The following is an 11,449-nucleotide window of genomic DNA, read 5'->3' on the forward strand; positions in this document are numbered from 1 at the left end:
ACGCACACTCCTTCGTTCCGGTCGGGCCGATTCTGCCCTCCGGGTCCGGGCGCTCAGGACACCGGGACCCGTGGCGCGGCGCGGCGGACCAGCCGGGCCAGCGTACGGTGGCCCTCGCGTTCGGCTGCGGCGACCCGCTCGGCGGGCAGGGCGCGCTGCCACCACTCGCCCGAGGCGACCTCGAACGCCTCGCGCAACTCGACGAGGGAGAGCGCGAGCCGGTCCCGGGCCCAGCCGGCCTCATGGTCACCGTCCGGGCTGTCCGCGCGGTCCCGGCTGTCCGCGCGGTCCGGGCCCTCACCGTCGCCGAGATGGCGCAGCGCCGCGCTCCGCGCCGCCGTGACGCGTGCCAGCGCCTCGTCGATCCGGTCGGTGGCCCGGCGGTTGGTGACCAGCGCGCAGCAGGCCAGCGCCACCGTCACGCCGACGACCGTGTCGATCAGCCGGTCGGCGATCAGTGTCCTGGCCGGCAGATGGCCGCCGAACTCCGTGAGCAGCAGCGCCATCGGGGTCACGCACACCGAACCCAGCCAGTAGTTACGGGTGATGAGGGCCTCGGCGCCGACCTGGAGCGCCAGCGCGAGCAGCACCATGGCGAGCGGCCCGACCCGGATCAGCGGCAGCAGCGCGAAGAAGAGGATCAGCCCGAGCACATTCCCGAGCACCCGCTGGAGGCCCCGCTGCCCGGAGAGCGTGGTGTTGGCCTGGTGGACGGAGGCCGCGGAGACCACCGCCCAGTACGGATGCCCGACCCCGGCGGCCAGTGAGACCCATCCCGCCAGGGTGCAGCCGACGGCCACCCGGACACCGATCGGCAGCAGCGGGGAGCCGGGCCGCAGCCGCGCCAGGACCGCGCGTACCCCCGTGGCGCGGTCCGGCGCCGGACGGCGCGGCGCCTCCGGAGCAGTGTGTTCCGCTTCCCTGGCGGCCACCGTCTCCGCCTTCGCCCCCGCTTCCACGGCGACCCCGGCCAGTCGGCGCGCCTCGTCGGGCGTCGGGCCGATCTCCGGCAGGGCGCCTCCGCGCCGTACCGCCCGGGCCAGCGCGGCGCACCGCTCGGCCTCATGGGCCGGGGTGTGCGGACGCCCCTCGTGTGTACGCCCCTCGTGTGTACGCCTCTCGTGTGTACGCCTCTCGTGCGTACGTACCTCGGGGGAGGGCGCGGCGAGCGCCGACTCCGCGTGCGCCAGCAGGCGTTCGAGCCGGTGGCGGGCGGCGCCGGTGCCCGGGACCAGGAAGAGCGTGTGCCAGGCGGAGTTGACCGCGCCTGCCGTTGCCTGACGTACCGTCAGCTCGGCGTCCAGGCGTGCCGTGTCCGGGCGCCCCCGTGGCTCCGTCCCGTCCCGCCGGACCCGCCACAGCGCCGCCGCCGACTCCAACGCCCGTGCCACCGCCACCCGTTCGGGGCCGTGTGGTCGTACCAGGCCGGGCGCCATGCAGACGAGCCAGGCCACCGCCCCGGCGGCGAGCGCCAGGGCGAGATGGAAGGGCACCTCCCCGAGCCGCTGCGGCATGAAGAACGCGGACGAGGAGATGAACGTGAGGATCAGATTGCCCGGCGGCCCGACGCGTGTCGCGTCGCAGACCGTCTTGTGCGCGGCGGCGACCAGCGAGGCGCCCACCACCAGCACGGCGGGAGAGGTGGTCAGCGAGGCGGCCGTCAGCGCGACCCCCAGGCTCACGACCATGCCCAGCACCACCCACAGCAGGGTGCGGGCGCGGGCCGCGTACGGCAGCCCGTGTGCGTACAGGGCGCACATCGCCCCCGCCGACGTGTACAGGATGAGATCCAGCCGCCCCAGCGCCAGCAGGGTCAGATCGGGCACGGCGAGCGCCACCGCCGCGCTGAGCGCGGGCTTGTGCCAGGTGTCGACGGGCCGCCGTAGCCGTACGGCGCTCGTGAGGTGCTTACCCATACGAAAAGATTAGCAGGTGTTTTATCTGTAAACGAATTTTCGATGCCCGGCGACTGCTACACAAAAGCGTGGAAAGCGAGCAAACTGGGGTTGTTACGGCTCGATGCCGTACATCGCGGTCAGACTTGCACGAAATGAAGGAGGCGAGTCGTATGGCCGACGTCTCACATTCGAGGGGCGACCTGTCCAGTCACCCCGATGTTCCCGAGATGCGCGCGAGGTACGCCCGCATGCTCGGCGGGCGCGGTGCGGCGCTCCTGGACGGGCCGGTGTTCCTCGTCGGCCTGTTCTGTGCTCTGTCGCCCTGGATCATCCACTTCACCGGGAGCCAGCCGGCTCTCGCGACACACAACCTGATCATGGGGATCGCGATCGTCGTGATGGCGCTCGGCCTCACCCTCGCCCCGGTGCGGATGGCCGGGCTGAGCTGGGCCCTGTGCGCCATGGGTGTCTGGCTGGTCATCGCTCCATGGATCGTCGGCAGCAGTCCTGACGCGGGCGTGATCTGGACCAACGTCGTCATCGGCGCGCTCACGTTCCTGTTCGGACTGGCGTGTGCCGGTACGGCGATGAGAGCCGCCCGGAAGGTGTGAACCACGCGGAGCGCGGCCGGCCCGTCCCGAGCGGGCGGGCCGCGCTCCGTTCCCGCGCTCCGTTTCCGGCTCCGTCTCCGGCCCCCGTTCCCGGTGGGTCCCGGGGGTGGGATCATGGCGCGATGACGCTGATCGACCATGTGGACGCCCTGCTCGAATCCGCCGGCACGCCGCCCGTCGTCGCGGCCGGTGACCCGGTCCTGCGGCGCCCGGCGGCCCCGTACGACGGGCAGTTGGGGGACGAGCGGCTGGCGCGCCTGGTCCGGCTGATGCGCGCGACGATGCACGCCGCCCCCGGTGTCGGGCTCGCCGCGCCCCAGATCGGGATCCCGCTCAGGCTCGCGGTCGTCGAGGACCCGGCCCAGGCGCCGGACGAGGTCCTCGCGGCCCGTGGCCGGGTCCCGCAGCCCTTCCAGGTGCTGGTCAACCCGTCGTACGAACCCGTCGGCGAGCAGCGCGCCGCCTTCTTCGAGGGGTGCCTCAGCGTCCCCGGCTGGCAGGCCGTCGTGGCCAGGCACCAGGCGGTCAGGCTCCGCGGCCAGGACGAACGGGGACGGGAGATCGACGAGGAGTTCTCGGGGTGGCCGGCCCGGATCGTCCAGCACGAGACGGACCATCTCGACGGAACGCTCTACCTCGACCGGGCCGAGACCCGCTCCCTCTCCGCCACCCACCACCTCACCGAGCGCTGGTCCCAGCCCACCCCCGCCCTCGCCGCCCGGGAACTGGGCTTCCCCCTCCCCGCCGACGCCTAGGGATCCACGGGCCCTCGGGACCCCCGCGTACCCCGTCTCACCGTTCGGGAGGGGGCGCGGTGGCGGGGCTGCCTGAGGTACGGTGCCTGCCATGGGTAGGCATTCTCAACTCCGTGCGGTGGAGTCGCGTCTCGGCGACGTCCACGGCGAGTGTGCGCCCCGCGGCCTCAGCTTTCTGCGCCGCCGCGGCCGGGTGGGTTCTCCCCCGGCGCTCCGCTGTCCCTGCCGCTGACCCACGCCGCAGGCCGGTACCCCCGTATCTCCGTAGCCGCTGAGCCCGTACGGCCCGGCCGGCCTCGCCAGGCCCCACTCCACGCGTGTCCCGTCGCACCCCCTGTGCTGTGCCGATCTGAGGAGCCCCGTGACCACCACCGCCGAACCCGCGGCAGCCGAACCCACCACCGCCGTCCAGCCCCTGCTGCGCGACCACCGCATCCCCGCCGACGGAATCTACGAAGGCCACCGGGAACTGCGCCGCCTCCCGGAGGGGTGGCCGGAGCGGCCGTACGAACTCTTCGGCCTCGTGCCGCAGGCGCGCACCATCGGCGCCGAGATCCGCGGCCTCGACCTCTCCCGACCGCTGTCGGCCGGGGTGCGCGCCGAACTCGACCGCGCCCTGCTGGAGTGGAAGGTGCTCTTCTTCCGCGGCCAGCACCTCACCTCCGAGGCGCAGCGTGACTTCGCCCTGAACTGGGGTGAGTTGGAGACCAACCCGCTGCTCGCCACGGCCGGCGCGCCGGACGTCGTCCGGTTCGACCGCTCCGCCGTCCCCACCTTCGAGAACGTGTGGCACACCGATGTGACCTTCCGGGAGCGGCCCGCGCTCGGCGCCGTCCTGCAACTGCGCGAGGTGCCGCCGTCCGGCGGCGACACGATGTGGGCCGACATGGCCGCCGCGTACGACAACCTCCCGCAGGACGTGAAGGACCGGATCGACGGCGCCCGCGCCGTCCACGACTACATACCGGGCTTCTCGCGCTTCTACTCCGCCGAGCGGCTGGCCCCCTTCCAGGACGAGTTCCCGCCGGTCGAGCACCCGGTGGTGCGCCGCCACCCCGACACCGGCCGGCGGATGCTCTTCGTCAACGCGTCCTTCACCACCCGCATCGTGGGGCTGGAGCGGGCGGAGAGCGACCGGCTGCTGCGGCTGCTGTTCCAGCAGGCCCATGTGCCCGAGTTCCAGGTGCGGTTCCGCTGGGAGGCGGGCGACATCGCCTTCTGGGACAACCGTGCCACCCAGCACTACGCGGTCAGCGACTACGCCCCGCACCGCCGGGTCGCCGAACGCGTCGCCATCGCGGGGGACCGGCCCTTCTGACCGGCCGCGCGACCTGACCGGATCCTCGGGCCCGTCCGCCGCGCCGGCCGGGCCCGAAGGCTTGGTGGATCACCCAGGACCGCCAGGACCGTGCGAGATCCCTGTTCAGACTCTTGACAGTTCCGGTTCACGCAAATCAGGATGCCCGGGTGAACCTGTCAGACAGCCAGACAGCCGGGGGCGTGCCCAGAAGGATCAGCGCGATGGAAGCCGTGCTGAACCATCTCCGGAGCGCCATCGAGCGGAGCGAGTACGCGGTGGGGGAGAAGCTGCCCTCCGAGGCTGAGCTCTGCCGCCGTCTCGAAGTGAGCCGGCCCGTCCTCCGCGAGGCCCTGCGGGCACTCCAGACGATGGGACTGACCGTCTCACGTACCGGAAAAGGCACCTTCGTCGTGTCCAACGGTCCGGTGGAGGATCCCACCTTCGGCGACTACTCGGCGAGCGACCTCCTGGAGGTACGCCGCCATGTGGAGATCCCGGTCGCCGGGTACGCGGCCACCCGCCGTACCGCCGAGGACCTCGATCACCTCACCCATCTGCTGGAGCGGATGGAACACGAGACCGACACCACCGCGTGGGTGGCGATGGACACCCTCTTCCACCTCTCCGTCGCCCAGGCGGCCCAGAACCCGGTCTTCCGCCGGGTCATAGAGGAGATCCGCGACGCGCTGGCCCGCCAGTCCGCGTTCCTCAACGAACTCGGCGGACGGCGCGAGCAGTCCAACCTGGAGCACCGGGCCATCGTCGAGGCCGTCGTCGAGCAGTCCGCGAGCGACGCCGTCGACGCCATGACCCACCACCTCGCACGGGTCGAGTCGACCCTGACCACCATCGTGCGGTCCCCCCACCGAGCGATCCCCCACGAAGAAGGCGAAGAGCAGGCGTGAGCGAGCAGTCCCTCCAGACAGAGCAGCAGGCGTGTCAGCCGGAGAAACCGCCGGTCCCTCCGGGCGGCCGGAGCGCCCATGTCGACGCCGGCGACGCCGGATACAGCAAGGCCCTGAAGTCCCGGCACATCAACATGATCGCCATCGGCGGGGCCATCGGCACCGGGCTCTTCCTCGGCGCCGGCGGCCGGCTCGCCAGCGCGGGCCCCTCCCTCGCCGTCGCCTACGCGGTCTGCGGCCTCTTCGCCTTCCTCGTGGTGCGCGCCCTCGGCGAGCTGGTCCTGCACCGGCCGTCCTCCGGGGCGTTCGTCAGCTACGCCCGTGAGTTCATGGGTGAGAAGGGCGCCTTCGTCGCGGGCTGGATGTACTTCCTGAACTGGGCGACCACCGGGATCGCCGACATCACGGCGGTGGCGACCTACACCCACTACTGGGGCATGTTCTCCGACATACCGCAGTGGGTGCTCGCCCTGATCGCCCTCGCGGTCGTGCTGACCGTGAACCTCATATCCGTGAAGATCTTCGGCGAACTGGAGTTCTGGTTCGCGATCATCAAGGTCGGCGCGCTCGTCGTCTTCATGCTCATCGGCATCTTCCTGCTGGTCACCCAGCACCCGGTTGACGGCCACACCCCCGGCCCCTCGCTGATCACCGACAACGGCGGCCTCTTCCCGGCCGGGATGCTCCCGATGCTGCTGGTCATCCAGGGCGTCGTCTTCGCGTACGCCTCGGTCGAGCTGGTCGGTGTCACGGCGGGCGAGACCAAGGAGCCGGAGAAGATCATGCCCAAGGCGATCAACTCCATCATGTGGCGCGTGGCCCTCTTCTACGTCGGCTCGGTCGTGCTGCTGACGATGCTGCTGCCCTGGAACGCGTACTCCGCCGGTGAGAGCCCCTTCGTCACCGTGCTCTCCAACATCGGCATCCCCGCGGCGGGCGACGTGATGAACCTCGTCGTCCTCACCGCCGCGATGTCCAGCCTCAACTCCGGCCTCTACTCCACCGGACGCATCCTGCGCTCCATGTCGATGTCGGGATCGGCGCCGAAGTTCACCGGGGTGATGAGCCGCAGCCAGGTGCCGTACGGGGGCATCCTGCTCACCTCCGGCATCTGCGTGCTCGGTGTCGGCCTCAACTACGTCGTACCCAGCAAGGCTTTCGAGATCGTCCTGAACTTCGCGGCGCTCGGCATCCTCTCCACCTGGTCCATGATCATGATCTGCCACCTGCTCTTCTGGCGGAAGACCCAGGCCGGGCTGCTCTCCCGCCCCGGCTACCGGCTCCCCGGCTCCCCGTGGACCGAGATCATCACCCTGCTCTTCCTCGCCTCCGTACTGGTCCTGATGTACGCGGACGGCGGCGCGGGCCGTACGACCGTGCTGTCCCTGCCGCTGATCGGCGCGGCCCTGGTCGGCGGCTGGTTCCTGGTACGGGGCCGGGTCGGGACCATCCGGGACGCGGCGGACCACCGGCGCGCCGCCGCCCCCTCCGAGGCCCCCGGCACCACCGAGGCCCCCGGGACCTCCGGCACCCCCGGCACCCCCGGCACCACCGACCGCGACCAGAACACCGAGAGCTGACCCATGGACGACCTCATCACGCCGCGCCGCACCCCGGGCGAGCCCCCCGCCGTCCGCGCACCGGGCCATGTCCCCCTCGCCCATGTCGTACGGGGAGGCGTCGTCGAGGGCGTCCACCACGGCTCGGTCGTCGTCCTGGCGGCCGACGGCAGCGTGGAGTTCCTGGCCGGGGACATCGAGGCCGCGTTCTACCCGCGCTCCGCGCTCAAGCCGCTCCAGGCGGTCGCCCTGCTGCGCGCCGGACTGCCGCTCCCCGACGACGAGGCGCTGGCCCTCACCGCGGCCAGCCACTCCGGCGAGGAGATCCACCTCGCCGTCGCCCGGCGCATCCTCGACTCCGCCGGGCTCACCGAGGACGACCTGGGCAACACCCCCGACCTGCCGTACGGCGCCGTACAACGCGACGCGTGGCTGCGCCGCGGCCTCGGGCCGAGCCGTCTCGCGCAGAACTGCTCGGGGAAGCACGCCTCCATGCTCAGGACGGCCCTGACCCGCCAGTGGCCGCTGACCGGCTATCTCGACCCGGGCCACCCGCTCCAGAAGGAGATCGCCCGGACCGTGGAGGACCTGACGGGGCAGCGCATCGCCCGGGTGACGGTCGACGGCTGCGGTGCCCCGCTGTTCTCCGTCTCCCTGCACGGGCTCACCCGGGCCGTCGCCCGGCTGGCGACCGCTCCCCCCGACACCGACGAGGGCCGGGTCGCGCACGCCATGCGCGCCCACCCGGAGCTGGTCTCCGGCACCGGCCGGGACGTGGCCGCGCTGATGCGGGCCGTGCCGGGGCTGCTCGCCAAGGACGGCTTCGAAGGCGTCCAGGTCGCGGCGCTCCCGGACGGCCGGGCCGTCGGCGTGAAGATCGCCGACGGCGCGGACCGCGCCAGGATGCCGGTGACCGCCGCGGCCCTCGCCCTGTGCGGGGTCGACCCCGATGTCCTCGCCGCGTTCGCCCGTACCCCCGTGATCGGTGGCGGCCAGGAGGTGGGGAGCCTGCGGGCGGCGGGCGCGCTGGCTCCCGTGACGACCCGTTGAGCCCGCCCCCTCAGCGGCCCCGGGCCGCGCAGGCCCTGTCCGGCCGACCTCCCACCCTCACGAAGGAACCCGCCCCATGACTGCCGGCCACCGCTCCGAACACGATCTGCTCGGCGACCGCGACATCCCCGCCGACGCGTACTGGGGTGTGCACACACTGCGCGCCTCGGAGAACTTCCCCATCACCGGTACGGCCATCTCCGCCTACCCGCACCTCATCGACGCGCTCGCCGCCGTGAAGGAGGCCGCGGCCCGCGCCAACGAGGACCTCGGGCTGCTCGCGGGGGAGAAGGTCGCGGCCATCGCCGCCGCCTGCCGGGAGATACGGGAGGAGGGCAGGCTGCACGACCAGTTCGTGGTGGACGTCATCCAGGGCGGCGCCGGCACCTCGACCAACATGAACGCCAACGAGGTGATCGCCAACCGGGCGCTGGAACTCCTGGGCCACACCAAGGGCGACTACGCGCGTCTGCACCCCAACGAGGACGTCAACCTCAGCCAGTCCACGAACGACGTCTACCCGACCGCCGTCAACGTGGCCACCATCATCGCCGTACACGAACTGCTCGACGCGATGACCGTCCTGCGCGAGGCGTTCGCCGCCAAGGCCGAGGAGTTCCACGACATCCTCAAGATGGGGCGCACCCAGCTCCAGGACGCCGTGCCCATGACGCTGGGCCAGGAGTTCTCCGCGTACGCGGTGATGCTGGAGGAGGACCAGAGCCGGCTGGCCGAGGCCGTCCTGCTCATCCACGAGATCAACCTCGGCGCCACCGCCATCGGTACCGGGCTCAACGCCCCCGCCGGCTACGCGGAGGCCGCCCGCCGCCATCTCGCCGACATCACCGGGCTGCCGCTGGTCACCGCGGCCAACCTGGTGGAGGCCACCCAGGACTGCGGCGCGTTCGTCCATCTCTCCGGGGTGCTCAAGCGCATCGCCGTGAAGCTCTCCAAGAGCTGCAACGACCTGCGGCTGCTCTCCTCGGGCCCGCGCGCGGGCTTCGCGGAGATCAACCTGCCGCCGGTCCAGGCGGGCTCCAGCATCATGCCCGGCAAGGTCAACCCGGTGATCCCCGAGGTCGTCAACCAGGTCGCCTTCGAGGTGATCGGCAACGACGTCACCATCACCATGGCCGCCGAGGCGGGACAGCTCCAGCTCAACGCCTTCGAGCCGATCATCCTGCACTCCCTCTCGGAGAGCATCACCCATCTGCGGGCCGCCTGCGTCACTCTCGCCGAGCGCTGTGTCTCCGGCATCACCGCCAACGTCGAGACGCTGCGCGCGACCGTGGAGAACTCCATCGGGCTCGTCACCGCGCTCAACCCGCACATCGGCTACACCGCGGCGACCGAGATCGCCAAGGAGGCGCTGGCCACCGGCCGGGGCGTCGCCGAACTCGTCCTGGAGCGCGGCCTGCTCCCGGCCGACCGGCTCGCGGCGCTGCTGCGCCCCGAGGTGATCGCGGGGACGGGGCCCCGCCCCGTCTCCTCGTAGTCCCCTCGCGGGGCGCCGGGCACGATCCGCGGGGCGCGCCGGTCCGTACGTACCTCAGTGGTACGGGACCGGCGCGCCGTTACGGTGGGGTCGCGCGCCCGGTTCAGACGGACTGCACGCCCGGCCGGCCCGCCTCGGTGACGAAGGACATCCGGGTCGACACGGGGGCGCCGGGGGTGGTGACGTACGGCAGGACCCGGAAGTCGGCGCGGCAGGTCTGCGGGGTGAGGGAGCAGCGGACGTAGCCGCGCTGGTAGTTGGTGAACTTGATGTGCTCGTTGGCGGCCAGCAGGTTCGCCCCCGACGGGTCGAGGTCCATGCCGTCCATCTTGGTCGAGATGGAGGTGCCGACGAACTCGACCCCGATGGTGGGGGAGTCCGGGTCGTCGAAGTTCCGCTTGAGGTCGGCCGCGAGATGCCGGTGCATGTCGCCGGTGAGAACGACGGGGTTGGACACGTTCCGGCGGTCGATCTCCTTGAAGAGCCGTTCGCGCGAGGCGACATAGCCGTCCCAGAAGTCCATGACGAAGGACTGTCCCGGGCCGGGGTCGGTGTCCACCTGGTTCATGGCGATCTGCTGGGGGATCAGGTTCCACTTCGCGTCGGAGCGCCCCAGACCGCGGTAGAGCCAACGTTCCTGCTCGGCGCCGAGGATGGTGCGGTCGGGTTCGAGCCGCTCCTCGCAGCCGGTCTTGGTGCCGTCACCGCACGGCTGGTCGTCGCGGTACAGCCGGGTGTCGAGGATGTGGAACGTCGCCATCCGCCCGTAGCGCAGACTGCGGTACATCCGGGCGTCGAAGCCGCTGGGCTGCTGCGGCAGCCGCAGCGGAAGGTGCTCGTAGTACGCCTGGAACGCCGCCGAGGCGCGTTCGCGGAAGACCGCCGGGTCCACGTCCGGGTGCTTGGAGCGGTCGCCCGCCCAGTTGTCCTCGACCTCGTGGTCGTCCCAGACGACGGCGAAGGGATGGGCCTGGTGGGCGGCGATCAGGTCGCTGTCGAAGCGGTGCAGCGCGTGCCGGTTGCGGTACTGCGTCAGGTCCATCGGCTCGGGGCGCAGTTCGGCGGCGACGGGGGTCTTGCGTACGCCGCCCATCGCGTCGATGGGGTTCTCGTAGATGTAGTCGCCGAGGTGCAGGATCAGATCGACGTCCTCCTCGGCGAGATGCCGGTAGGCGGTGTAGAACCCCTCGAACCACGCCTGGCAGGAGACGAACGCGAAGTTCAGCGAGCGGGGGTCGCTGGTCGGCGAGGGGGCGGTGCGTGAGCGGCCCACGGGGCTGAGCACCCCGCCGGCGAGGAAGCGGTAGAAGTACTGCCGGCCCGGCTTGAGCCCGCTGACCTCGACATGGACGGAGTGGGCGAGTTCGGCCACCGCGCGGGTCCAGCCCCGGCGTACGACACGCCGGAAGCGCTCGTCCTCCGCGACCTCCCATTGGACCTTGACCGCGCGCGGGTCCATGCCACCGGTGCCGTCGGGGGCGAGCGGGTGCGGCGCGAGCCGGGTCCACAGGACGAAGCCGTCCGGCCAGGGGTCGCCCGACGCGACGCCGAGGGTGAAGGGGTCCTCGTGGAGGCGGCGTTCGGCGGCGCCCGCCCGGCCCGCCGACAGATTGCCCGCGGCGACCGCCAGTGCGACCGTTCCGGTGGCGCCGAGCATCGCCCGTCTTCCGAAGCCTGAGGCTGTGCTGATCCCACTGTTCATACGCATGAATCCTGGTCCGTTCGTCGTGCGCGATCCCCGCGTGACCCGAGGCGGAAATGACGCGTGATTTAACGTCCGTTCATGTTGTAATCACACGGTGAATATCACACGTATTCACCCGTCACAAGACCACCCGCCGCCAGGTCGACAACGCCTGTCGCAGGCGACTGTACG

At 71.6% G+C, this 11,449-nt stretch carries 9 protein-coding genes; 7 read left to right on the forward strand and 2 right to left on the reverse strand.

Annotated features, from left to right (window positions below):
- Positions 1–53: 53 nt before the first annotated feature.
- The gene (locus tag ACIO3P_RS25380) at positions 54–1,916 is read right to left on the reverse strand and encodes an FUSC family protein (RefSeq protein ID WP_401852446.1); all 1,863 of its coding nucleotides are present in this window, start codon (positions 1,914–1,916) and stop codon (positions 54–56) included.
- A 152-nt stretch (positions 1,917–2,068) separates the two neighbouring features.
- Here ACIO3P_RS25380 and ACIO3P_RS25385 point away from each other — a divergent pair, with 152 nt between their 5' ends.
- The 7 genes from ACIO3P_RS25385 to aspA all read left to right on the forward strand — a co-directional run bounded on the left by ACIO3P_RS25385 (position 2,069) and on the right by aspA (position 9,573).
- Positions 2,069–2,509 carry an SPW repeat protein gene (locus ACIO3P_RS25385; protein WP_329825753.1) on the forward strand — a complete coding sequence of 147 codons (441 nt, stop codon included), beginning with the start codon at positions 2,069–2,071 and terminating at the stop codon, positions 2,507–2,509.
- A gap of 122 nt (positions 2,510–2,631) precedes the next feature.
- A complete protein-coding gene (def, locus tag ACIO3P_RS25390) occupies positions 2,632–3,264 on the forward strand; it encodes a peptide deformylase (protein WP_401852449.1) in 633 nt (210 codons plus the stop codon).
- 361 nt (positions 3,265–3,625) lie between these two features.
- Complete coding sequence (locus tag ACIO3P_RS25395) at positions 3,626–4,582, forward strand: TauD/TfdA family dioxygenase (protein WP_329825756.1); 957 nt, start codon at positions 3,626–3,628, stop codon at positions 4,580–4,582.
- 149 nt (positions 4,583–4,731) lie between these two features.
- Positions 4,732–5,469 carry a FadR/GntR family transcriptional regulator gene (locus ACIO3P_RS25400; protein WP_329825757.1) on the forward strand — a complete coding sequence of 246 codons (738 nt, stop codon included), beginning with the start codon at positions 4,732–4,734 and terminating at the stop codon, positions 5,467–5,469.
- Positions 5,466–7,049: an amino acid permease gene (locus tag ACIO3P_RS25405; protein WP_401852452.1), complete on the forward strand. Its 1,584-nt coding sequence runs from the start codon at positions 5,466–5,468 to the stop codon at positions 7,047–7,049. The genes ACIO3P_RS25400 and ACIO3P_RS25405 overlap by 4 nt, the downstream gene beginning before the upstream one ends.
- Before the next feature lie 3 nt (positions 7,050–7,052).
- Positions 7,053–8,078 carry an asparaginase gene (locus tag ACIO3P_RS25410; protein WP_401852455.1) on the forward strand — a complete coding sequence of 342 codons (1,026 nt, stop codon included), beginning with the start codon at positions 7,053–7,055 and terminating at the stop codon, positions 8,076–8,078.
- Between the two features lie 76 nt (positions 8,079–8,154).
- Positions 8,155–9,573 (forward strand): aspartate ammonia-lyase, encoded by a 1,419-nt coding sequence (aspA, locus tag ACIO3P_RS25415; RefSeq protein WP_401852458.1) that lies wholly within the window; start codon positions 8,155–8,157, stop codon positions 9,571–9,573.
- 103 nt (positions 9,574–9,676) lie between these two features.
- Here aspA and ACIO3P_RS25420 read toward each other — a convergent pair whose 3' ends face one another.
- Positions 9,677–11,275 (reverse strand): alkaline phosphatase D family protein, encoded by a 1,599-nt coding sequence (locus ACIO3P_RS25420; protein ID WP_329825761.1) that lies wholly within the window; start codon positions 11,273–11,275, stop codon positions 9,677–9,679.
- Between the last annotated feature and the right edge of the window lie 174 nt (positions 11,276–11,449).

Origin of the sequence: Streptomyces sp. NPDC087310 (assembly GCF_044744405.1) — a bacterium.
Classification (GTDB): domain Bacteria; phylum Actinomycetota; class Actinomycetes; order Streptomycetales; family Streptomycetaceae; genus Streptomyces.